This is a genomic window from Cellulomonas xiejunii (assembly GCF_024508315.1).
Lineage (GTDB): Bacteria > Actinomycetota > Actinomycetes > Actinomycetales > Cellulomonadaceae > Cellulomonas > Cellulomonas xiejunii.
Window position 1 is genome coordinate 836,038 of the sequence record NZ_CP101987.1, and the last position, 20,659, is coordinate 856,696.

26 protein-coding genes and 1 tRNA gene are annotated in these 20,659 nt (G+C 70.9%); 12 read left to right on the forward strand and 15 right to left on the reverse strand.

Features of this window, described 5'->3' with window-relative positions; translation table 11 throughout:
• Window positions 1-2: 2 nt before the first annotated feature.
• Together ddaH and NP048_RS04010 are read right to left on the reverse strand one after the other, a co-directional pair.
• Window positions 3-830 (reverse strand): dimethylargininase, encoded by an 828-nt coding sequence (gene ddaH / locus NP048_RS04005; protein ID WP_227578190.1) that lies wholly within the window; start codon window positions 828-830, stop codon window positions 3-5.
• Window positions 831-1,032: 202 nt separating this feature from the next.
• Window positions 1,033-1,509, reverse strand: a complete 477-nt coding sequence (locus NP048_RS04010; protein WP_227578191.1) for an SRPBCC family protein — start codon at window positions 1,507-1,509, stop codon at window positions 1,033-1,035.
• Window positions 1,510-1,542: 33 nt separating this feature from the next.
• Between NP048_RS04010 and NP048_RS04015 the strand changes: the two genes are divergently transcribed.
• Window positions 1,543-2,535, forward strand: coding sequence for an aldo/keto reductase (locus tag NP048_RS04015; RefSeq protein WP_227578192.1), 993 nt, complete (start codon window positions 1,543-1,545; stop codon window positions 2,533-2,535).
• Between the two features lie 9 nt (window positions 2,536-2,544).
• On the opposite strand, the gene NP048_RS04020 is transcribed toward NP048_RS04015, so the two are convergent.
• From NP048_RS04020 to NP048_RS04035, 4 genes are read right to left on the reverse strand one after another with little or no spacing between them, the layout of a single operon-like run.
• A complete protein-coding gene (locus tag NP048_RS04020) occupies window positions 2,545-3,294 on the reverse strand; it encodes a hypothetical protein (protein WP_227578193.1) in 750 nt (249 codons plus the stop codon).
• Window position 3,295: 1 nt separating this feature from the next.
• Window positions 3,296-3,826: an OsmC family protein gene (locus NP048_RS04025; RefSeq protein ID WP_227578194.1), complete on the reverse strand. Its 531-nt coding sequence runs from the start codon at window positions 3,824-3,826 to the stop codon at window positions 3,296-3,298.
• Window positions 3,827-3,875: 49 nt separating this feature from the next.
• Window positions 3,876-5,255 (reverse strand): GntP family permease, encoded by a 1,380-nt coding sequence (locus NP048_RS04030; RefSeq protein ID WP_227578195.1) that lies wholly within the window; start codon window positions 5,253-5,255, stop codon window positions 3,876-3,878.
• A gap of 40 nt (window positions 5,256-5,295) precedes the next feature.
• A complete protein-coding gene (locus tag NP048_RS04035; RefSeq protein WP_227578196.1) occupies window positions 5,296-5,829 on the reverse strand; it encodes a gluconokinase in 534 nt (177 codons plus the stop codon).
• Between the two features lie 136 nt (window positions 5,830-5,965).
• On the opposite strand from NP048_RS04035, the gene NP048_RS04040 reads away from it, so the two are divergent.
• From NP048_RS04040 to NP048_RS04065, 6 genes are all read left to right on the forward strand, one after another.
• The gene (locus NP048_RS04040) at window positions 5,966-6,376 is read left to right on the forward strand and encodes a transferase (protein WP_227578197.1); all 411 of its coding nucleotides are present in this window, start codon (window positions 5,966-5,968) and stop codon (window positions 6,374-6,376) included.
• 78 nt (window positions 6,377-6,454) lie between these two features.
• On the forward strand, window positions 6,455-7,126 hold the full coding sequence (locus NP048_RS04045) for an AIM24 family protein (RefSeq protein ID WP_227578198.1): 672 nt from the start codon (window positions 6,455-6,457) through the stop codon (window positions 7,124-7,126).
• A gap of 124 nt (window positions 7,127-7,250) precedes the next feature.
• Window positions 7,251-7,484, forward strand: coding sequence for a DUF8129 domain-containing protein (locus NP048_RS04050; RefSeq protein ID WP_227578199.1), 234 nt, complete (start codon window positions 7,251-7,253; stop codon window positions 7,482-7,484).
• A gap of 82 nt (window positions 7,485-7,566) precedes the next feature.
• A complete protein-coding gene (locus NP048_RS04055) occupies window positions 7,567-7,989 on the forward strand; it encodes an NINE protein (protein ID WP_227578200.1) in 423 nt (140 codons plus the stop codon).
• A 191-nt stretch (window positions 7,990-8,180) separates the two neighbouring features.
• On the forward strand, window positions 8,181-9,641 hold the full coding sequence (locus NP048_RS04060; protein ID WP_256769443.1) for a glycosyltransferase 87 family protein: 1,461 nt from the start codon (window positions 8,181-8,183) through the stop codon (window positions 9,639-9,641).
• Between the two features lie 81 nt (window positions 9,642-9,722).
• Entirely contained in the window at window positions 9,723-9,938 is a 216-nt protein-coding gene (locus NP048_RS04065) for a hypothetical protein (protein ID WP_227578202.1), read from the forward strand.
• A gap of 40 nt (window positions 9,939-9,978) precedes the next feature.
• Here the strand turns inward: NP048_RS04065 and NP048_RS04070 are convergent, their stop codons facing one another.
• The 8 genes from NP048_RS04070 to NP048_RS04105 all read right to left on the reverse strand — a co-directional run bounded on the left by NP048_RS04070 (window position 9,979) and on the right by NP048_RS04105 (window position 16,723).
• On the reverse strand, window positions 9,979-10,896 hold the full coding sequence (locus NP048_RS04070) for a ribonuclease Z (RefSeq protein WP_227578203.1): 918 nt from the start codon (window positions 10,894-10,896) through the stop codon (window positions 9,979-9,981).
• A 664-nt stretch (window positions 10,897-11,560) separates the two neighbouring features.
• A complete protein-coding gene (locus NP048_RS04075) occupies window positions 11,561-12,211 on the reverse strand; it encodes a hypothetical protein (RefSeq protein ID WP_227578204.1) in 651 nt (216 codons plus the stop codon).
• A gap of 387 nt (window positions 12,212-12,598) precedes the next feature.
• Window positions 12,599-13,225, reverse strand: a complete 627-nt coding sequence (locus tag NP048_RS04080; protein ID WP_227578205.1) for a nucleotidyltransferase domain-containing protein — start codon at window positions 13,223-13,225, stop codon at window positions 12,599-12,601.
• A 54-nt stretch (window positions 13,226-13,279) separates the two neighbouring features.
• A complete protein-coding gene (locus NP048_RS04085; RefSeq protein WP_227578206.1) occupies window positions 13,280-13,891 on the reverse strand; it encodes an SMI1/KNR4 family protein in 612 nt (203 codons plus the stop codon).
• Between the two features lie 216 nt (window positions 13,892-14,107).
• Entirely contained in the window at window positions 14,108-14,938 is an 831-nt protein-coding gene (locus NP048_RS04090) for a hypothetical protein (RefSeq protein WP_227578207.1), read from the reverse strand.
• 22 nt (window positions 14,939-14,960) lie between these two features.
• Window positions 14,961-15,200, reverse strand: a complete 240-nt coding sequence (locus NP048_RS04095; protein ID WP_227578208.1) for a hypothetical protein — start codon at window positions 15,198-15,200, stop codon at window positions 14,961-14,963.
• 483 nt (window positions 15,201-15,683) lie between these two features.
• Entirely contained in the window at window positions 15,684-16,208 is a 525-nt protein-coding gene (locus tag NP048_RS04100; RefSeq protein ID WP_227578209.1) for a hypothetical protein, read from the reverse strand.
• Between the two features lie 5 nt (window positions 16,209-16,213).
• The gene (locus NP048_RS04105) at window positions 16,214-16,723 is read right to left on the reverse strand and encodes a hypothetical protein (RefSeq protein WP_227578210.1); all 510 of its coding nucleotides are present in this window, start codon (window positions 16,721-16,723) and stop codon (window positions 16,214-16,216) included.
• 15 nt (window positions 16,724-16,738) lie between these two features.
• Here NP048_RS04105 and NP048_RS04110 point away from each other — a divergent pair, with 15 nt between their 5' ends.
• The gene (locus NP048_RS04110; protein WP_227578211.1) at window positions 16,739-16,924 is read left to right on the forward strand and encodes a hypothetical protein; all 186 of its coding nucleotides are present in this window, start codon (window positions 16,739-16,741) and stop codon (window positions 16,922-16,924) included.
• Between the two features lie 283 nt (window positions 16,925-17,207).
• Window positions 17,208-17,280: transfer RNA gene (locus tag NP048_RS04115), tRNA-Arg, on the forward strand.
• A gap of 281 nt (window positions 17,281-17,561) precedes the next feature.
• Here NP048_RS04115 and NP048_RS04120 read toward each other — a convergent pair.
• Complete coding sequence (locus NP048_RS04120) at window positions 17,562-18,137, reverse strand: hypothetical protein (protein ID WP_227578212.1); 576 nt, start codon at window positions 18,135-18,137, stop codon at window positions 17,562-17,564.
• Window positions 18,138-18,276: 139 nt separating this feature from the next.
• On the opposite strand from NP048_RS04120, the gene NP048_RS04125 reads away from it, so the two are divergent.
• From NP048_RS04125 to NP048_RS04135, 3 genes are all read left to right on the forward strand, one after another.
• Window positions 18,277-18,507 carry a hypothetical protein gene (locus NP048_RS04125; protein WP_227578213.1) on the forward strand — a complete coding sequence of 77 codons (231 nt, stop codon included), beginning with the start codon at window positions 18,277-18,279 and terminating at the stop codon, window positions 18,505-18,507.
• On the forward strand, window positions 18,504-18,698 hold the full coding sequence (locus NP048_RS04130; RefSeq protein ID WP_227578214.1) for a hypothetical protein: 195 nt from the start codon (window positions 18,504-18,506) through the stop codon (window positions 18,696-18,698). The genes NP048_RS04125 and NP048_RS04130 overlap by 4 nt, the downstream gene beginning before the upstream one ends.
• Before the next feature lie 139 nt (window positions 18,699-18,837).
• Entirely contained in the window at window positions 18,838-20,061 is a 1,224-nt protein-coding gene (locus tag NP048_RS04135; protein WP_227578215.1) for a Fic family protein, read from the forward strand.
• Window positions 20,062-20,659: the final 598 nt, after the last annotated feature.

Below are 20,659 nucleotides of genomic sequence, written 5' to 3' on the forward strand. Positions count from 1 at the left end.
GGTCACTCCCGGATCTCGAGGGTGCAGCACTTGGCCCCGCCGCCGCCCTTGAGCAGCTCGGAGGTGTCGACGGGCAGCGGGGTGTAGCCGCGCTCGCGCAGCGCGCCGGCGAGGTGCGTGGCGCGCGGGGCGACGACGACGTGGAGCCCGTCGGAGACCGCGTTGAGGCCGAGCGCGGCCGCGTCGTCGTCCGTGGCCAGGACGGCGTCGGGGAAGAGCTGCTCCAGCACCGCGCGGGTGCCGGGGGAGAACGCGGGCGGGTAGTACGCGATCTGGGGGTCGCGCGGGTCCGACGACAGCACGGCCAGCGCCGTGTCCAGGTGGTAGTAGCGCGGGTCGACCAGCTCGAGCGAGATCACGGGCCGGCCGAACAGCTCCTGGGCCTCCGCGTGCGCCGTGCGCTCCGTGCGGAACCCGGTGCCCGCCAGGACGAGGTCGCCGGCGACGAGCATGTCGCCCTCGCCCTCGTTGGTGGCCGCCGCGGTGTGCGTGACGTACCCGCGGTCGGCGAACCACTTCTGGTAGGCGGGCCCCTCGGCCTGCCGCTCCGCGTACCGGAAGCGCGCGGAGTACACGACGCCGCCGACCATCGTCGCGCCGTTGGCCGCGTACACCATGTCGGGCAGGCCGGGGAGGGGGTCGATGGTGTCGACGGTGTGCCCGAGGTCCAGGTAGGTGTCGCGCAGCGTGCGCCACTGGCGCACCGCCAAGGCCGTGTCGGTGGCCCGGGTGCGGTCCATCCACGGGTTGATCTCGTAGGACACCGTGTAGTGGGTGGGCTCGCACATGAGGTAGTGACGGGGGGTGGCGCCGGGGGCGTGCGCGGTCATGGGGCTCCTCGGGGATGGGGCCGCGGGGGTCGTGCGGCCCGACACGAGCGTACGATCCCGGACGCGCGACCCCGACAGGTGACGTTGTGCATCGAGGGGCGATCCGTTGCGCCGGACCGGCGAACGCCCCCGATCCGTTGCGCCGAAACGCCTCGGTAACGTCGATGCACGATCGCCAGCACGGCCGTCGCGCCGGGAGCGGTCAGCCCTGGGTGAGATCGGCCGCCGCGCGGCGCAGGACGAGCCGCAGCATGGTCGCCAGGAAGGGCGCCGTCAGCCGCGAGGTCAGGGATGCGGGCAGGGGGCCGGCGAGCGGCACCTGCTCCGACCACGTCACCCGGCACGTCGTCGGCGACGTCGCCAGCACGAGCACCGTCGCAGATCCCAGCAGCACAGGACCCCGCTTGGTGAACACCGCGACGCCCGGGCCGTCACCCGGCGGCGTGTAGCGGGTGATCACCATCCGGTCGACCAGGCCCGGCCCGCCGCGGCGCGCACCCGGGCCGGACACCGCGACCACGCGGGTCCCCAGCCGCGGTGGGCCGTCGGTGCGCACGCGGGTCAGCGGTATCCAGGCCTCGTGCCGGCGCGTGTCGGTCAGGGCACGCCACGCGACGTCCGCGGGGACCGCGAAGGCGCGTGTGACGGAGGCGGTGCCGGCAGGTGGCTCGGGCGTCATCCGATGATCCTCGCGCGGGGTAGCGTCTGGCGCATGCAGACGCGAGTGCTGGGACGGACGGGTCGTGAGGTCGGGGTCGTGGGGCTGGGCTGCTGGCAGCTCGGAGGGGACTGGGGCGTCGTCGGGGACGACACCGCGCTGACGGTCCTCGAGGCGGCGGTGGATGCGGGCGTCACGTTCCTCGACACCGCCGACGTGTACGGCGACGGCCGCTCCGAGCGGGCCATCGGCGCGTTCCTCGCGTCGCGGCCCGACGTCGCCGAGCGCGTCACCGTCGCGACGAAGATGGGCCGCCGCGCGGACCCGCACGAGCCGGCCGCGTACACGTACGAGACGTTCTGCCGGTGGACGGACCGCAGCCGCGAGAACCTGCGCACCGACACCCTGGACCTGGTCCAGCTGCACTGCCCGCCCACGCCGGTGTTCCACACGGACGCGGTGTTCGACGCGCTCGACCAGCTCGTCGAGGACGGCCGCACGGCCGCGTACGGCGTCTCGGTGGAGACGGTCGACGAGGCGCTCGCCGCGATCGCGCGTCCGAACGTCGCGAGCGTGCAGATCATCCTCAACGTGTTCCGCCGCAAGCCGCTGGAGCAGGTGCTCCCCGCGGCGGTCGAGGCGGGCGTCGGCATCATCGCGCGCGTGCCGCTGGCGTCGGGCCTGCTGTCCGGCAAGTACGACGAGCACACGCAGTTCGCGCCGGACGACCACCGCGCCTTCAACCGCAACGGCGAGGCGTTCGACGTCGGCGAGACGTTCTCGGGCGTCCCCTACGAGGTGGGCGTGGCCGCGGCGCAGGACGTCGCGGCACTGACCCCCTCGGGGATGACGACCGCGCAGCTCGCGCTCAAGTGGGTCGTCCAGCAGCCCGGCGTGTCCGTCGTGATCCCCGGCGCCCGCACGCCCGCGCAGGCGCAGGCCAACGCCGCGACCGACCGGTTCCCCGACCTGGACGACGCGACGCTGGCCTCGCTGGAGCGCATCTACGACGACAGCATCCGCCAGCACGTCCACACGCGCTGGTAGTCGCCCTACTCAGCGGCGGCGGCCCAGGAGGCGGCGGCGGCGGTCGGGCTTACCCGCCGGCGGCGTCGCCTCCACCTGGTCCGCCGGCACGACGTTGCCCGCGTCGACCTCGACGAGCCGGGGGAACGTCGCCGGCGCCGGCCCGAACGCGAGTCGTGCACCCTTGATCACCGACTGGCCCAGCGCACGGCCCCCGGCCACGCCGATCGCGGCGCCGATGCCGTAGGGCGCGAGCCGACCGAGGGCCAGGCCGCCGAACTTCGCGGCCTGCTTGCGCACGAGCCGGCGCGTCAGCTGGTTGTTGACCTTCTTCACGGTGCCCATGGGCATGCGCGTCAGCAGCAGCTTGCCCACGCGGACGGTCGCGAGGTCGGTCGTGTCGCCGATGACCTTGTTGCTGGACTCGCCGAGCAGGGTCGTCAGCAGCAGGGCCTTGCGGCGCTCGGTGTCGGTGACCTCGATGCCGTGCACCGACGCCACCGCCAGCGAGAACGCCGCGGAGGCACCGAAGAACGTCGCGACGTCGCTCACGGTCAGCACCGTGGCCAGCCCGGTCCCGACGATCGGGGCGGCCGCCGCCGCACCGACCGCGCCGCCCGCACCCGCGACGAGGAGGAGGAACTCCTTCTCCAGCAGGTGGACGATCTGCTCCGGCGTCGCACCGGGGTTCCTGCGCCTGACGCTCTCGACGTGCGCGTGGATCGACGCCGAGGGGATCGTCACCGCCTTGTCGAGGGCGGCCTGCACGAGGCGCGGCATGTCAGCGCTCCCCGGTGACGGTGAGCGTCGTCGTCGCACCGTGCTCGAGCGTGCGCCCGACCGTGCAGTGCTCCGCGACCGCGCGGTGCACGACCGTCAGCAGCCGCTCGCGCGCGGCGTCGTCCAGGCTCGACAGGTCGACCTCGAGCACCTCGGCGAGCGCCGGGTACCGGTCCTCGGTGGGGTGGGACAGCCCGCCGACGCGGATCGTCACCGGCACGTCGTCGCCCAGACGCCGTGCGAGCGCCGCGTCGGACGACAGGCCCGTGCAGGCGCCCAGGGCGATCTTCAGCAGCTCGCCCGGCGTGAAGGCGTCCGGGTCGCCCAGCGACCCGATCCGCACCTCGCCGCCGCGGGAGCTGCGCCCCACGTACTGCCGGGTGCCGGTGCGCTCGAGCCACAGCTTCGTGTCGTCCGCGTTGGCCAGCGGGTCGCTCACCGCCGCGACGTCCGACGGGTCGCCCAGCGCCGTGCCGAATCCGGCCGGCGCCGGGTCCCCGGCGAGGTCACGTGCGTCCTGGTCCGTCGTCATGCGCCCGATCCTCGCACGCACGTCCGACGCGCGCCCGGCCGACCGGCGCTCAGGCGACGCTGAAGATGAGGAAGGCGATGGCGAAGCCCATGGTGCCGATGATCGTCTCCATCACGGTCCACGTGCGCAGCGTCGTGCGCACGTCCATGCCGAAGAACCGCCCGACCAGCCAGAACCCCGAGTCGTTGACGTGCGACGCCATGACGGACCCCGCGGCCACCGCCAGCACGATCGCGGCGAGCTGCACGGCAGTGAAGTCGCCGCTGGCCACGGCCGGCTGGATGAGGCCAGCCGTCGTGATGAGGGCGACCGTCGCCGAGCCCTGCGCGATCCGCAGCACCGTCGAGATGAGGAAGCCCGCGACGATGACCGGCAGTCCGATGTCGCCCAGCGCGTCCTCGAGCGCCGCGCCGATCCCGGACGCGCGCAGCACCGCGCCGAACATGCCGCCCGCGCCGGTGATGAGGATGACCGAGCACACCGGGCCCAGCGCCGACTCGAGCAGCCGCTCGACCGTCGTCTTGTCGCGCCCCCGCCGGGTCCCCATGACCCACGCGGCGACGAGGACGGCGATGAGCAGCGCCACGGGCGTCGACCCGATGGCTCGCGCCACCTGCACCCAGGCCGCGTCGCCGTCGACGATGCCCGCGCTGCGCAGCGTGTCCAGACCCGTGTTGACGAAGATCAGGATCAGCGGGAGCAGCAGCACACTGAGGACGGTGCCGAGGCTCGGCGGGTTGTCGGGCTCCTCCTCCTGCGTGCCGAGCAGCTCCGGCACGGGCAGCTGCCACCGCCGACCGGCCCACAGCCCGTACAGGTAGGAGCTGACGTACCAGGTGGGCAGCGCGACGACGAGCCCCAGCAGGATCACCATGCCGGGGTCCGCGCCCAACAGCTCGGAGGCCGCGACGGGCCCCGGGTGCGGGGGCACGAAGACGTGCATGACCGAGAACGCACCGGCCGTCGGCAGCCCGAACGTCAGCACCGACCCGCCCAGGCGTCGGGCGACCGCGAACACGATCGGCAGCATGACGACCAGGCCCGCGTCGAAGAAGATCGGGAACCCGAAGATCAGCGACGCGATCCCCAGCGCGAGCGGGGCGCGCTTCTCGCCGAACCGTTGCACCAGCGTCTCCGCCATGACGGCCGCGCCACCCGACGTCTCGACCATCCGCCCGAGCATCGCGCCCAGGCCGACGAGCAGCGCGACGGACCCGAGCGTCGTGCCGAACCCCGACGTGATGACGTCGACCACCGACCCCGCCGGCACACCGGTGGCGAACGCGGTGACCAGCGAGACGAGGATCAGCGCGAGGAACGCGTGCAGCCGCAGCCGGATGATGAGGAACAGCAGCAGGGCGATAGCGGCGGCCGCGATGCCGAGCAGCGGCCCGGCTCCCAGCGTCTGTTCCCAGTCCTCCGGTGGCACGGCGTCCCCCTTGCGTCGGCCCGCGGAACGGGCGGTCGGATCAGGTGTGCAGCGCGGTCAGCGCCCGGTCGGCGACGTCCTGCGGCGGGACGTCGACGACGACCGTCACGCCGTCCTCGTCGTCGCCGAGCGGCTCGAGCGTGCTCAGCTGGGACGGCAGGAGCGTCGTGGGCATGAAGTGGCCCTCGCGGTGCGCCATGCGGTCCTCGAGCAGGTCCGTGCCGGCGGTCAGGTGGACGAACCGCACGCGCCCCTCGGCCGCGCGCAGCACGTCGCGGTACGAGCGCTTGAGCGCGGAGCACGTCACGACCGACGGTCTCCCCGCGCGGGTCTGCTCCGTGAGCCAGTCGCGGATCGCCTCGAGCCACGGCCACCGGTCGTCGTCGTCCAGGGGTGTGCCGGCCGACATCTTCTCGATGTTGGCGGGCGGGTGGAAGTCGTCGGCCTCGGCGTACGGGCGTCCCAGGCGCTCCTCGAGGATGCCCGCCAGGGTCGTCTTGCCGGACCCGGCCACGCCCATGAGCACGAGGTGCTCCACCGCTGCCGCCTGGTCGTGCGTCGTCGCGTCGCCCACGGGGCCACTCTGGCGGAGCGGGGGTTGCTCGGCCACCGGGGAGCGCTCTGAACAGGGCGTGGGGCTCTCGTGAAGGTCGCGTGAGAGGCCACGGGCTGGGAACACCGCGCGTGGTCGGATCGTTTTGGTGGTCAGGATGAAGAGACGATACGAAGAACTCGAGACCGAGGACGGCAAGGTCGTCCGCTACCAGCGACACGAGAACGGCGGCGGCCTCGTCGCCAAGAGCGCCCAGGTCGATGCGACCGCGTACGTGGCCGACTCCGCATGGGTCGACCCGGACGCCGTCGTCGAGGCCGGTGCGTCCGTCGGCAAGTTCTGCTGGGTCGAACCTGGAGCCGTCGTGCACGCACGCGCCCGGCTCGGCTCGCACGTCCATGTGGGTCGCGACGCGGTCGTCGGCCGCGGTGCGCGCCTGGGCGTGCGCGTCGACGTGGGGGCGAAGGCGCGGCTCGACGCCGGCCTCGTCGTCGAGCCCGAGGCGAAGATCCCCGAGGGCGCGCACGTCGAGCGACGCGGCTTCCCGCCGCACGTCCTCGCGGCCTGACGCGACGCGCGGCGGCGCGGCCTGACGTCACCCGGGAACCCGCTGACGCGGCCCCCGGTGACGCAGGAGGATGTGCCCATGCGCAGCGACATCTTCGACCAGAAGAACCTCGAGGTGGAGACCGGTCAGCGGTTCGTCCTCCAGAACAGCAAGATGCTCAAGGTGACCCTCGGGGAGCCCGTCATCGCCGCCAAGGGCGCGATGGTCGCCTACCAGGGCAACGTGCAGTTCCAGCACAAGGGCGCCGACTCGCTGACGAAGTTCGTCAAGCGCGCCATGTCGTCGGACGACCAGGCGCTCATGACGGTGTCTGGGCAGGGCGACGTGTTCTTCGCGCGGATGGCGGAGAACGTGTTCCTCATCGAGCTCGAGGGCGACGCGATCAGCGTCGGAGGGTCGTCGCTGCTCGCGTTCGACGCCGCGCTGCAGTGGGACCTGCACCGCACGCGCGGCGCAGGGATGATGACTGGCGGCCTGTTCAACACCCTCGTCCAGGGGCACGGGGCGGTCGCGCTGACGTCCGACGGCACGCCCGTCATCCTCGACTGCTCGCAGCAGCCGACGTTCGTCGACCCCAACGCCGCCGTGTGCTGGTCCGCGAACCTCACGCCCGACGTCGTGTCGAGCATGAACATGACGTCGCTGCTGCGGGGCGGCACGGGCGAGGCGTTCCAGTACAAGTTCCACGGCCCCGGCTTCGTCGTGGTGCAGCCGTCGGAGGGCTTCACGGGGGCCGTGCAGACCAGCTGAGGGCGCGCCGCTGTGCTGCCGCGGTGTCGCTGGTAGGCACAAACAGGATCACCCGTCGTCCCGAGGTGCAAAACCTGGTCGGTCGTCCATGCTGGGGCAGCGGACCGCGACGAGGAGGTACGACATGACCGACGACGTCGGCCGGGAGAGCCTGGCTCTACCGGACTACGACCACCTGCCCCTGGGCAGGCTCGGGCAGCGCATCCGTGCGCTGGACGCCGACGACGTCGTGATGCTGCGGCAGTACGAGGAGGCGCAGGGCTGCCGGCTGCCCGTGCTGCAGGTCCTCGACCACTGGCTGCACGAGCTCGCCGACGGCGCCGAGCCGTCCGAGGACCCGTCGAACGCCCCCACCTGACGCGCCCGCGCCCGCCCGCGGTGCGCCGGGTGCCGACCGAGGTCCCGCTCGCACGCGCCGGATCGGCGCTAGCCTCCGGCGCATGGCCGATCAGCAGCCCCCGTACCTCCCGCAGGACGACGCGCCCGGACCGCAGGTGCCGCCGCCGTACGGGTACGCCGTCCCTGCGCCGCCGGCGGTCGGCGGCGGGTACGCCCCGGCGGGCGCGCCCGTCTACGGGTTCGACCCCGTCACCGGGACGCCGTGGTCGGACAAGACGCGGACCACCGCGGGCCTGCTGTCGCTGCTGCTGCCGATGGTGGGCATCTGCGGGGCCGGGCGGCTCTACGCCGGGCAGGTCGGCATCGGCCTGGCGCAGCTCCTCGGGTTCTTCGTCGGCCTCCTGCTGATGTTCGTGCTCATCGGGTTCGTCATCGTGCCCGCCGTGTGGCTGTGGTCCGTGGTCGACGGGATCCTGCTGCTCGCGAACGGCGGGAAGGACGCCTACGGCCGCATGCTGCGGTGAGGGTGGTCGCCCGGCGCGCGCAGGCCCCGACCTCTGCGGTGAGGCGACGCCCCTGACGTGACGCAGCGCCGGTCGACGCCGAGGTGGCGGAGGCGGGCACCTCCCGCGCGGCGCGCGCCGGGCGCTGCGAGTCTGGGTGGATGGCCCCCGACCGGCGTCCGACGACGGCCCCGGCCCGTCCAGGTGCGGCCGTGGCGTGGGCCGTCGCGCTCGCCGCCGGGGTGCTCGCGTTCGTCGTGCGCTGGCACCTGCTCGGGGGCGCGGCCGGGCTGCGCGAGTACCACGGCTACGACGACGGGGTGTACTTCTCCTCGGCCGTCGCGTTCGTGCACGGACGGTTGCCGTACCGCGACTTCCTGCTGGTCCACCCGCCGGGGATCATGCTGGCGCTGACGCCGTTCGCCGCGCTGACGCACTGGACGAGCGACTCCACCGCGCTCGCGGCCGCGCGCGTCGGCTTCCTGCTGCTGGGGGCGGCCAACACCGTGCTGGTCGCGCGGCTGGCCCGGCGCTGGGGGCTCGCCGCGACCGTGGTCGCGGGGTTCCTCTACGCCGTGTCGACCGCCGCCGCGTACAGCGAGCGGCTGACGCTCCTGGAGCCGCTCGGCACGCTGACGCTGCTGGCGGGCATCACGCTGCTGCGGCGGGGAGACGTCCCCGGGGCGGCCCGCCGGTGGCGGTACGTCGGTGGTGCGGTGCTGGGGCTCGGGGTCGTCGTCAAGATCTGGAACGTCGTCCCGGTGCTGGTGGTCGTCGTGTGGTGGGCGCTGCGGCGTGGGGTGCGGGAGGCGGTGGGTGTCGCGGTGGCGGGCGCTGCTGCCGCGCTGCTCGTGCTGCTGCCCTTCGCGGTGGCGTCCGGGCGGTCGATGCTGGAGCTCGTCGTGCTGGCCCAGCTGGGGCGCCCGCGGGCACCCGGCACGGTGGTGACCCGGCTCGAGGGGATCCTCGGCGTGAGCGCCACGCAGTGGGAGTCGGAGCCGGTGCGTGCGGCCGTCACCGCGGCCGTGGGCCTGGCCGTGGTCGCGGCCGCGTTCGCCGCCTGGCGGCACGACCGCGGGCGGTTGTGGGTCGCCGTGCTCGGGGCGCAGGTGCTGGTGCTGCTGGCTGCGCCGTCGTACTTCGCGTCCTACGCCGCCTACAGCGCGCCGGCCGTCGCGCTGGTGCTGGCGGCGGGCGTCTCCGTGGTGCCGGACCGGCTGCGGGTGGGGGGTGCCGTGCTGGCGTGCGGCCTGCTGGGCGTCGTCGCGGGCGTCCCAGCCGCACCGGCGCAGGCACCGTTCCCCGTCGCGCAGGTGCGTGACCTGCTCCCGGCCACGGGGTGCATCCGCGCCGACTCGCCGGGTGCCCTCGTCGTCCTGGACGTCCTGTCGCGCAACGAGCGGCGCGGCTGTGCGACCCGCATCGACGTCTCCGGCCAGACGTACGCCGTCGGCGACCGCGACAGCGCCGGCCGGCCCGTACCCCGGGTGCGCAACCACCAGTGGCAGGAGGCGGCCGTCGCGTACCTGACGTCCGGGTCGGCTGCGGTCATCGCCCGGCAGACGGGGAACGGGTTCGCGCGGACGACCGTCGAGCGGCTGCAGTCGCACGGGCGGGTCGTGCAGGTGGGCGCCGTGGAGGTGCTGCTGCCGGGGGCGGCGTCGGACGGGTGAGGCAGCGGTGCCCGCCGACCGCGGCGGGCTCGTCCGGGCGAATCGACGGACAGGGGAGTGTCCGGTCGATACGCTCCGCCGATGGAGCTGCTCGTGCCCCCGGCCTACGACCTGCTGTGGTCCGTCGCCGTCCTGGCGGTCCTGCCGCTGACGGTGTTCGCCCTGCTGCGCTGGCGCGCGGTGCCGAGCCGCCACCCCGTGCTGTGGCTGCTCGCGATCCTGCTGCTGCCGGTGCTCGGCGCCGTGGTGTTCCTGGCGTGGGCGCCGCGGGGCGTCGGCGGACGAGAGTCCCGGTAGCCCGGGTCGGAGACCGTCACGACCTCGGGGGTGTTTGGGCTCAGCCGGCCGAGGGCGCGGGCGTCCCGCGACGTGCCGGGAGCGCGAACCTGTCGCCGTCGAGCGCGGCGTGCACGGTGGTCGTCGCGCTGGCGGCCCGCACGGCCGACTCGGCCTGCGCGCGCAGCGGCTCGACGTCCGGGTAGCGCGACGAGTAGTGGGCGAGGACGAGCGTGCGCGCGCCACCTGCCGCGGCCAGCGCGCCCGCCTGCCCGGCCGTCAGGTGCAGGTGCTCGGCGGCGAGGTCGGCGTCCTCGTCGGCGTACGTGCACTCGGTGAGCAGCAGGTCGGCGCCGTCGGCCAGCTCCGTGGCCCCGTCGCACACCGCGGTGTCCATCACGACGGCCACGCGCTGCCCCGCGCGCGGCACGCTCACGTCCTCCATCCGCACGCGGCCGACGTGCCCGTCGCGCGCGAGCCGGCCGACGTCCGGGCCGCTGATCCCCGCCGCCGCGAGCCGCTCGGGCAGGAAGGTGCGCCCGCCCGGCTCGCTCAGCCGGTACCCGTACGTCTCGACGCGGTGCCGCAGCGCGACGACCTCCAGGCCGTCCGCGACCGGTCCGGACGCGCCGTGCGGGTGCAGCCGCAGGTCCAGGCCCGGGGTCGCGAGGCCGACCAGCGCCCGCACCACGTCCTCGCCGGATGCCGGGTGGTGCAGGTCCACGGGGTGCTCGACGCCGTCCAGGACCATGCGGGACAGCACGCCCGGCAGCCCGTAGCAGTGGTCGCCGTGCACGTGCGTCAGGCAGATGCGCGTCACCGCGGACGCCGCGACGCCCGCGTGGATCAGCTGCCGCTGCGTGCCCTCACCCGGATCGAAAAGGACGCCTGCGCCGTCCCAGCGCAGCAGGTAGCCGTTGTGGTTGCGGGTGCGCGTCGGCACCTGCGACGACGTCCCGAGGACGACGAGCTCACGCACGGGACCTCCTTGCCGGACGGAGTGTGAAGCGTTGATGCCGGAATCCGGCAAGAACGCTTCACGCTCTCACGGTGGCTGCTGTGGCGTGGTGGCGGGCGCGTGTGGGTGGCGTCCTGTGCTGGGTCTGGCGGGGGAGTGTGGGGTCGGGGACCTGCCGCGGGCAGGGCTGACCGGCCGGTAGGCTGGTCCGGCGTCGCCGGGACCCGGCGTCACGCGCCTGGGGACCGGTAGAGAAACCCGTAGTGCCTGATCAGACCGGTGCTGCGTGGTGAGGACAGAACGGACATCGACGAAAGTCGGAACGTCCCGAGTCTGTGACCGGGGAACTGAGTCGCGCTCGTCAAGCGCGACGTCAGCGATGCTGCTCCGCTGAGAGTTGGCGGCGTCTCCGAGACCCCCGACCTTGACCTGGGCGAGGCCCTGGCCGCGGAGATCACGCCCGCCCGCAAGTGGTGACTGCCCCGCGCTGAAGGATGCCAGCTCGTCCCGGTAACGGGCTGCCGTCGTCCAGCACGGACCGCCCCAGCGTCCCGTAAGCGAGAACACGACCGCCGCTGTTCTCGCTTACGCCCTCGGCCAACCGTCCCACCCAGATGACGGCGCTGGTGAGCGTCGCGTACTACTCGCCGGCCGAGCAGGGCGCAAGCGTCAGGACCGCGCGCCTCTAGCCTTGCAGCTCGCCCTTGGCGGCGGCAGTGAACTGCGCGAGTGCATCGATCAGGGCCGTCTTGTGGTCGTCTACCGCGCGGTCGAGTTGCTGGCACGGTGCCCTGATTGGCTGGGGCGGTGGAGTGGCCTGGGAGGGTGGAGTTGCTAGAGGGTCCGCCGTCCCCGTGCCGTCCCGAGGGCTGAGATCGAGCACCGTTAGGTCGCCCCCAATCAGCGGGAGATTCACGGTTCTCTCTGGCCAAACCGCGCCAAGGATGCTGGCCGTTGACGCGCCCATCGCTTGAAGCGCTCCTTGAACGTAGTCGCTGCCGACCAGTTCAGCGCGCGCCATGCTGACCGCGAGCTCCTGTGCTGGCTCGCGATAGCTCGCGTACTCGGGCCACCAGTCCGGCCCGGCGTCTACAGGGCACGGCGCGTCCACGACCGCCAGGAAGGCCTGGGTGTCCGCGAGCACGTCCCCGTACGCCTCGAGCCGTTCGGTACGACGCGCTTGGTCCCGCTCGACGTCAGTGCCACGAACGGTCGCCAACGTCCCAGACAGCGCGCCGATGAGGCCGCCAAAGAAGGCGATGAGAGCGACGACGATCTCCAGCCTGAACCTGCGTCGTGGCGACGGTTCCGGAGCCTTAGCAGGCACATCCCCCATGACCGTCACCCTAGGGCTCGCAGGTGCGCCGCGGAGCGTATCGACTAGGCAAATGGGACTGCCCCCGGTTCGGTTGACTCCTGGCCTGCGAGGACGTGGTCCTCGCTGGAAGGATCAGCATCGTGCCTGTCGCATACCCGCCGGAGTTCCGGCGAGACGTGATCGCTGTCGCCCCGTCGCGGCGAGCAGTCCCGGGCCCAGGTCGCCCGCAGCTTCGGGATCTCCGAATCCTGCCTGGCGCGGGGAAGCCGGGCACCCTTGGGCTCGATCACGTCCGGGGCGATGGCCTAGATCTGGGAACAGTGCACCATTAACTCAAGCTCAGTGGCCGTGAGTGACTCTAGGGCTTTCGGCAAGGTCGCTCTGTGACCACGGGTTGCCGTGCACTCAGACCTCCCGCGGGGAAGGCGCGTTGTGGCGCGCACCGATCAGGAACCGCCCCTCGGCGCGGACTCGACTCAGGAGCGCCTCGCCAGCGTCAGCCATTTGTCGCAGATCTGCATCGTCCAGGTCGAGCAAGTCCACGCTGTTCCCGGTCCAGGAGGTCACGTCGTCCACGAACCGCGTCAGATCGGCCTGCCAGGACGCGTCGTCGGCAGGAACGCCGGTCGGCCGAACGGCAAGCACGTCGATGTCACTCTTCGTCGCGCCATCGCCGCGCGCCGCCGACCCAAACACGACCAGGGCACGCGGACTGTGCGCCCACGTCGCCGCGTGAGCGACCATGCGCTCCCACAGGCGTTCGCGGATCGTGACGAGCAGGTCGATGGCTTCGGCTGCGAGGTGGTCGCGGTTCAGCTCGTGGAGGTTCGCACGTCCGGCGGGGGTCACTGCGACCAGGCCGCTGTCCGCGAGGTCTCTGAGGATGGTTGCGACCTGCTTCTGCGACACTGGCGGGGAGGTGAGCTCGGCGACCTGGCGTCCGGTCAGGGGCGTGCCGGCGCGTGCGAGGACGGTGAGCACCGGGCCGTGCGCTGAGGGGATGACCGCTCGCAGCGGGACGCTGACGTCCATGCGCACCTCCGGCAGTCGGTGAGTGGTATCACACTCATGTGAGTAGGCTACTACTCAATCGCGGCAGAGGAGAGCCTCACGGCTCGCGGCCCAGGCGGCACTCCCTGGTCTGGCCTCACGGGTAGCTGTTCTCGCCCTCACGGTGCGACTCACCTCGCGCTCGATGAGCCGGTTCAGAGTCGTGAGCTGGGCCAACCAGTACTGGCGCATGTTGGGCCACTGGTCGACGACTCCAGCAGGGTCGAATCGGTACACAGGATGGCCTCCCTCGGTGAGAGGGCCGTCCAGGTCGATGGCCACGACATCCTCGTCGCCGACGAGGACGGGGCAGAGCCCGCTCCGATGCGGCAGGTCATCGCCCGGGGCCGCGTAGAGGTTGTCGAGGAACTCCAGTGTGCGGGTCCAGGTCTCGCCGGTCCCGATCTGGTCAGCGCGGAGAAGGTCGCCCCACCCGAAGCCGTCCTGCCAACCGTCGCCTTCGAGCAGGAGTTCGCGGTGCTGAGCATCGAGTGGCCGGCCGAGCCCGACCTCTGCCGCACGTAGGTCGTCATCCGTCGCACGCGCACCGGGGATCGATGGTTGCCACAGTTCTGGGTTCAGCTGCGTCAAGCAGCCGCGGCGAATGATCATCTCGCCGAGGAGAGCGCCCCATCCCGGCTGCCTCATCCATCCACCTCCCATGGCCACGGAGCGTACGTCTGACCGGTGTCTCCGTTTGGAAGACTGCTCGGCTCAGACGGGAGCCGTATGTGCCTCGCTGTGCCGATCGAGTCGAGTTCACGCTGGAGTTCTTCCCCCGGCGCCCCGTGCCTACTCCTCTCCAGTCAGCGTCTGGACGTGCCTGGCCAATGAGGCGGCCAGAACGTCTATCGCGCCGACTTGTCAGTTACCTGCGCTTAGTAGCTTGCGCTCGTAGGGCCCGGGCTGGTCGCCGATGTCGTACCCGGTGACGTCGCGCACGGCGTCCAGGACGTCGCGGGCCAGGGTGGTGAACGTTGCCTCCTCGACCTCGTCCGGCCAGGCTTCGGTCGTCCAGAAGACCTCGTGTCGGAAGAACGCCAACGACATGTACCCCGTGCCCAGGGTGACGTTCAGCTCGTCGTACTGGACCGCGTTGCCCTGCCCGTCCTCCCCGTCGTCGACGCGCTGGACGATGTCGTGGCCACGGCTGCGCAGTCGCTGCGCGATCTCTGCGGACCAGAGGTGCCCTTGGTCGGTCGTGGTGCCGTCCAGCGGCTGTGCGCGGTCCAGGACGGCGCCGTCCGCGGTGAACTCCAGCTGCCAGCGCGCCCCGATCCAGTCGGGCTGGTCCACCTTCGCGGCCAGCCACGCGGGGGTGTTCTGCGGGGTGCGAGGGAACTTCTGCGCGTCGGCGACCCACGAGTTGGGCGCGAACCCGTACTCGGGTTCGTTGTCGTAGTCGAAGTCCGTGGCGAGCCGTCCGTCCGCGTGGACCGTGATGGTGGCGGTGAACCACGTGCCGGCGCCGGGCCGGTACATCTCTCGGCGCAGCGAGTGGAGGACTTGAGCGGCGTCGAGGGGAATCCAGGCACTGACGACAACCTCGCCGTCGGCGGTCTGCGCCACGGTCCGGGGGATCGAGGTCGGGCCGACTGTCTGGACCGTGTGACGGATCTGCGTCCATCCCGGCGGGGCGATGCTGGCCAGTCCGGTCGCGAGCACCTGGAGTTGCTCGGCTGTCGGCAGGCTCATTGTTCGATCTCCACCTTCCCTGCTAGTTGCCCGTCGACGAGCACGTCAACGTGGAGCACTTCTGGCCGGACGGACGGGTTGGGGTAGGTCTCAGGTCGATGACCAGGTCAACCTGCACACCGGGATTGTCCCGGACGATGGAACGGATCTTCTTCGCCATCTTGCCGTAGTCGCCGCTTGCACCATTGACGAACTCGTCCAGCGCGACGATGTTGATGCCCTCGCCAGAGCCGAGGAGAGCACCCCAGCCCAGTGACGTCATTCATGAATGCAGACCGGGCGTTGAGAGGTTGCGGCACACGACGGACGCCGAGGGTGCCCCCGCTGTCACGCGTCTCGCCGAGGCGCATGCCCAGTGGTCGAGATGAACCAGACGCCTTTGCGCCCGAGCCCAGGCAAGGGCGATTGCCCTCATCAGCGCGTTCGCTTCGCCGCGTCTACCTGCGGCGAGCGATCACGGCCACCTGCTCGCAGTCGTCACCGCCGCACGCAGTGCTCGGCGTGAACCACGTGTCCACCTGCAGCGGCGCAGGTCGGTGACCCGCAGGCCGTGCTCGTTCACGCGCGTGGACTTGGTCAAGTCCGGGCACGCGTGGGTGCCGTCGGGCGTGTCGAAGGCCTGCATCGACCCGCTGCGCACGGCCGGGCGCGCGCACCACGTTCATCTACGAAGAGCCGCTCTAGACAAGCCCAGCGCTCTGCCTACGAACCACGCCATGACGCGGAACGGCTTGGCCGAGTACGCCTAGGCGGCCGGCGCTGCACCAAACTCAGGGTCAGTGAGATCCTCCCAGCGGCCGAAGGCAGGGCGAGCCATCCAGAACGACGCGACTACCAGGTCGTCACTGGTGAAGACGTCTTTCGTCGTAGGCTCTTGAGTTCTGTCAGTGATCTCCACCCGTACGTGTCCGTCAGGTTCGAAACGTGCCTCGCGGCGGCGTACGGCACGTGACCGGTGGTATGACCGTTCCGCATCGGGGTACTCGAGGTCGATCATCGCGTGGCGCCATAGCTTTCCATCCACGCTGCGGTAGTCAATCGTTCGTCGACGCGTGCCGTGTCGGTCGAAGAACGCGACCCGCACGTCTCCACTCGCACCAACTGTAAAGGTCCACCGCTGCAGCGGTGACTCCTTTCGCGCGACTGATGAACCTACTGCGGAGAAGGCCTTGCCTTCCTCGTAACTACGGCGCGCCTCGGCCTCAGTGATCCACGTGACTTCGTCCGCCGCGATGGCGCCGTCCCAGTAGTCCGCGTACCGGACTTTCATCCCCATCACTCGAAATCGCTCCCGAATACATCTGTGACGTGAGCGTCGAGCTCAGCTTGATTGAGGACTGTCCCCGAGGTGTCGTGTATGACGACACCTCGGGCTGCAGCGTACTCCCGCACCGAGGGTGGCACGGCGCGAGTCTGCACCGGAACTTCGAGGATCATCGAGCCATCCAGCGGTGTCCCCACGAGGTGTGGCGCGGATGAGAATGCGGCCCGATTGGCAGGAGTGTCCGCAATTGTGAAGTCTGGGTTCTGCGTCGGGTGCTTGTGGGCAAATTCTCGAATGATCGCCCGCGCTCGATCTTCGGTGACGTCAGCAAACTGGGTCGTCTTGCGTGAGACGACCGCCTCCCCGGGGGTGTAGTCGTCGAGGTACTTTACCGATCCGTCTGGCTGCCGGATCGTTACTTCGTGGTATTCGTACGTTCCTTCGCGCGCGTGATTGAACTTTCGCCCCTCGAACATTGCGGCCAGGTGATCATCCCCTGACTGCTCGAACCTGTGGATCAAGGCGTCCTCCGCGCGATGTTCCCTAGGAGCGGCTTCAACCGCGCCGAGCACCTGCGCATGCATCCGCCTGGCAGCCGCGTCTATGACGAGACCTACTCCTGGCGCAACGACGCGGAGTCGTCCCACTCCCAGCTGGACGACTGGCTGTACCGCGGACGCATCGTCGCCCTGACCGCCGAGCGCCAGGCCCTCGCATGCTGAGCTTCGCCGTCACGCACAACGCTGTCGCGGACTGGTACCACCGCCGCCGCGACGGGGACCCGGGCGCCCGCAGCGGCGGCTTGAGCCCCGAACCACACACCAACAGCACCAGCCCTCTCGAGGGGCTACTTGCACGTCCCGGAGCAGCCTCCCGGTACGCTTGACCAGCGCCGGGCGGGCCCACGAGGCCTGATCGGCGCCGCACGGGACCGACGAGAGTGCCCGTGGTCGTGCCGGTCACCGTTGCCGCCGGGTTTTCGACCACGTTTCTCGCAGGTCCCACGCGCCTGTAGCTCAGGGGATAGAGCACCGCTCTCCTAAAGCGGGTGTCGGCAGTTCGAATCTGCCCAGGCGCACAGTGTGTTGGTGCAGGTCAGGGGCTCGCAGGCTGCGACCGATGAGTCCGCCGCGGTGCCTGCGAGGGCATCGTGGTCAGCATGTGGTCAGCGAGGTTCCTCATCTGGCGGACGGGCTGTAAGGAACTTGGACGGACAAGCGCGGACCGGCCGCGGAGGCCAGACGGAGTGAGGCGAGCAAGCGCCCTTCGCTCCTAGACCCAAGGAAGGGCCTATCCGGTGCGCGTACGTGCACTCTCCCGGAGCGCCGGGCGGTCAGCAGTCAGGTGCCGACTCCGCACTCACGTTGCGAAGTAGGGGGCAACCGCGACCCAGATACTCGGCTCGTCCCCATCGCGGCGGTTGATCACTGAGGGCGCGACAGTTCCGCGCACTTCATGGGCGGTCGCAAGAGTCGGACTGGGCGACACGCTGGGGACCCGCTTGCGACTCCTCGCGGCATCTTCCGCGCAACGGTCGATCGCATCGGACTGATCGGCAGCGAGCCAGGCCGGAAGGGCGTCCGCTGGGTCGAGGTCTGTCAGCGCAGTCTTGGGATCGTTCAACCGCGTCCAGATGATCACCCCTCTGCACCACCGGAGGACAGCGCGGTCCTGACTGCCGGTGATCCATGTTGCTAGCCCGAGATCGAGCGCATGGACGGCGGTCCGCGGCTCACCCTTGAGAAGCGCAGAGACCGCGTACAAGACCCAGGTGTCGGGCAGCCACGCCCCGCCCCCGGAGGTGACCCAACTCTTGGTCCAGCGATACACCTCGTGCCAGTCGTCCTTCGCGAGCGCTGCGAGCGCCCCGCGTCGGCAGCGCTCGCCCAGGGCGCGGGTACCTGCGCTCTCGGATTCACCAACTTCGATCGGCACCCGGCGATTATTGCGGGCTTGTAAGTCGCTTCGCACCCACCGCTTGCGACGGCTTGGGCGCCAACGTTCTGCGGTCATGGTGGCGGTCGCTCGGCTCTCGCGCTGCGATCACCGAAGGGGCTGTCGGGGGTTGCGCCGCTTGCCTTCGGACGCCGAGGGATACGTCAGCCACGAAGACTTGCCCGTTGTGCTGCGCCACCACCTGTTGCGTCCCGGCGGGTCGAACTGGAACGTGATCCTGCATGTCGTCGACGAGCTGCCGCCTGACCCGGTGCCGCCGCTGGTGCTCGCGGCCGACCTCGCAGACCACGACGGCCCGCGCGAGCTCGCCCGCGCAGAGCAGATCATCCGCGCGGTGCTCGCGTCGTGAGCATCGCACTGCCGCCCATGACCGATGCGCAGACCGAAGGCTGGTCAGCGATCCTCGACCTGTACGAGAGGCACCCGACCGGCTGGACCCTGGTCGGCGGGCAGATGGTGCACCTGCACTGCGCCGAGCGTGGCGCCGCGCCGCCGCGCCCGACCGACGGCCTGGATGCCTTGCTCGATGTGCGAGCGTGAACTCCTCACCAAGGTCGCGATCGCCAACGGCCGCCAGGCGTATCGGGGTATGGCTGCGACTCGCAGCCTTCAACATAGGTCTCGCTCACTGAAGGCTAAGCGACTAGGCTTCAATAGTGACCAAGGTTGTTGAAGCCTGATGAGCGACCAGCCGACGGACGTCGAACCCGGCGCGGGCGACGACGCAGCGTGGCCCGCGCTCACCGCCGAGCCCCGCGACTGGACATCGAACCTCGATGACGGGCGCCTCAGCGTCTGGGAACGCCAGCGGATCTCGCGCCCCTACAAGGCGTCAGTCCTGCCATCGATCGCGCACCGGACCCCGCGCATCAGCAGCAACGTGCAAGTCCTCGTCAACGACGCGACCTCCGATGTCGCGCGGTTCGACAGCGAAGTCGCAACGATGCCTGTCCCCATGCCCGCGGTCCTGCTCCGCACCGAGTCGGCGTCCAGCTCCCAGATCGAGCATCTGACCACCAACGCCCGCAACCTCGCCATGGCAAGTCTCGGAGTTGGATCCAAGCAGAACGCCGAGCTCGTGGCCGCGAACGTGCGCGCCATGAATGAAGCCCTCGCCGTTGGCGACGACATCACCCCCGACACGATCCTTGCCGTTCACCACGCCTTGCTCGCCGTGTCAGACCCCGACGTCGCCGGCCGATGGCGCGCCGAACAGGTGTGGGTGGGCGCCTCCGCGATCAGCCCGCACGGCGCCGACTTCATCCCCCCGCACCATGAACGCGTGCAGGCCGCGATCGACGACATGGTCACGTTCGCTGAGCGCGACGACATCCCCGCACTCACGCACGCAGCGCTCGTCCATGCCCAGTTCGAGACCATCCACCCGTTCGTCGACGGCAACGGGCGCACCGGCCGCGTGCTGCTGCAGCAGGTTCTGCGCCGCCGGGGCTTGACCCGGCACACGACCGTGCCCGTGTCCGCCGGCCTCTTGCGCGATCCCGACCGCTACTTCCGCGCGCTCACCAGCTACCGGGAAGGTGACCCCGACGTCATCGTCGAACAGGTCGCCTACGCGGCAGTGGCCGCCACCATCAACGGCCGTCACCTCGCCGACGACGTCATGGCCCTTCGCGCTGCATGGCAGGACCAGATCAAGGCCCGATCCGACTCGGCAGCGTGGCGCCTCATCGACGCACTCGTCGCCCAGCCCGTCGTGAACGCTGACTACGTCGCAGCGACGCTCGCCATCTCCGACCGTGGTGCCCGCAACGCCATCGAGGTCCTCGAGAAGGCCGGCGTCCTTCAACCGTCGACCTCGGCGCTACGGCACAAGGTCTGGCAGGCCCCGCAGGTTCTTGCCGCGATGGACGCGTTTGCCGCCCGTGCTGGGCGCCGCGCGTGACGCGACACGATGAGCGCGTTTGGGTCATCCCCGGACCCCACTCCTCGAGCGGGTGTGTCGGCAGTTCGAATCTGCCCAGGCGCACAAGGGTGCCAGCGGCACGACCAACGTGCGCGCTCGCTGGTCTTCGAGCCGAGAGCACCGACAATCAGCCCGATGCGAGCGGGTTCCACACCAGCACCCCCCTGCCGTACTCCTGCGTCACGAGCAGCACGTGCGCCGCAACGTCCCGCTGCATTGGACGCCCAGCGGGACCACGCGACGTGCTTCGAGACGTGGGTAAGGCAGCGAGCGGCGACGAGGCGATGACGCGCGGTGACTCCGTGCACCCCTCCCGATAGCCTCGGCCGCGTGGAGTTCGACTATCGCCTCACGGGCGTGGGCTGGGCCATAGCCCGGATCCGCGACGACCGGTCCGACGCGACCGTGACCGCGTCCTACCTGGACGACGCGCTCGGGGATCTCCTGGAGGCGGTCGGAGTCCTCCTCGAAGGCGACGACGAGGCGCGGTGCTCGTGGACCGAGGAGCCGGGCGAGTTCCGCTGGGTCTTCCACCGCGCAGGTTCCGACGTGAGTTCGGGTGTTGAGATTCCCTGGC

What these genes read in the sequence shown, in the direction of transcription:
- NP048_RS04135 (WP_227578215.1), top strand. Translation starts at nt 18,838, where the DNA reads ATGAGCGACCAGCCGACGGACGTCGAACCCGGCGCGGGCGACGACGCA.
- NP048_RS04065 (WP_227578202.1), top strand. Translation starts at nt 9,723, where the DNA reads ATGGAGCTGCTCGTGCCCCCGGCCTACGACCTGCTGTGGTCCGTCGCC.
- NP048_RS04080 (WP_227578205.1), bottom strand. Translation starts at nt 13,225, where the DNA reads ATGGACGTCAGCGTCCCGCTGCGAGCGGTCATCCCCTCAGCGCACGGC.
- NP048_RS04095 (WP_227578208.1), bottom strand. Translation starts at nt 15,200, where the DNA reads ATGACGTCACTGGGCTGGGGTGCTCTCCTCGGCTCTGGCGAGGGCATC.
- NP048_RS04040 (WP_227578197.1), top strand. Translation starts at nt 5,966, where the DNA reads ATGAAGAGACGATACGAAGAACTCGAGACCGAGGACGGCAAGGTCGTC.
- NP048_RS04020 (WP_227578193.1), bottom strand. Translation starts at nt 3,294, where the DNA reads ATGCCGCGCCTCGTGCAGGCCGCCCTCGACAAGGCGGTGACGATCCCC.
- NP048_RS04010 (WP_227578191.1), bottom strand. Translation starts at nt 1,509, where the DNA reads ATGACGCCCGAGCCACCTGCCGGCACCGCCTCCGTCACACGCGCCTTC.
- ddaH (WP_227578190.1), bottom strand. Translation starts at nt 830, where the DNA reads ATGACCGCGCACGCCCCCGGCGCCACCCCCCGTCACTACCTCATGTGC.
- NP048_RS04110 (WP_227578211.1), top strand. Translation starts at nt 16,739, where the DNA reads ATGTTCCCTAGGAGCGGCTTCAACCGCGCCGAGCACCTGCGCATGCAT.
- NP048_RS04050 (WP_227578199.1), top strand. Translation starts at nt 7,251, where the DNA reads ATGACCGACGACGTCGGCCGGGAGAGCCTGGCTCTACCGGACTACGAC.
- NP048_RS04055 (WP_227578200.1), top strand. Translation starts at nt 7,567, where the DNA reads ATGGCCGATCAGCAGCCCCCGTACCTCCCGCAGGACGACGCGCCCGGA.
- NP048_RS04100 (WP_227578209.1), bottom strand. Translation starts at nt 16,208, where the DNA reads ATGAAAGTCCGGTACGCGGACTACTGGGACGGCGCCATCGCGGCGGAC.
- NP048_RS04015 (WP_227578192.1), top strand. Translation starts at nt 1,543, where the DNA reads ATGCAGACGCGAGTGCTGGGACGGACGGGTCGTGAGGTCGGGGTCGTG.
- NP048_RS04090 (WP_227578207.1), bottom strand. Translation starts at nt 14,938, where the DNA reads ATGAGCCTGCCGACAGCCGAGCAACTCCAGGTGCTCGCGACCGGACTG.
- NP048_RS04045 (WP_227578198.1), top strand. Translation starts at nt 6,455, where the DNA reads ATGCGCAGCGACATCTTCGACCAGAAGAACCTCGAGGTGGAGACCGGT.
- NP048_RS04075 (WP_227578204.1), bottom strand. Translation starts at nt 12,211, where the DNA reads ATGGGGGATGTGCCTGCTAAGGCTCCGGAACCGTCGCCACGACGCAGG.
- NP048_RS04025 (WP_227578194.1), bottom strand. Translation starts at nt 3,826, where the DNA reads ATGACGACGGACCAGGACGCACGTGACCTCGCCGGGGACCCGGCGCCG.
- NP048_RS04085 (WP_227578206.1), bottom strand. Translation starts at nt 13,891, where the DNA reads ATGAGGCAGCCGGGATGGGGCGCTCTCCTCGGCGAGATGATCATTCGC.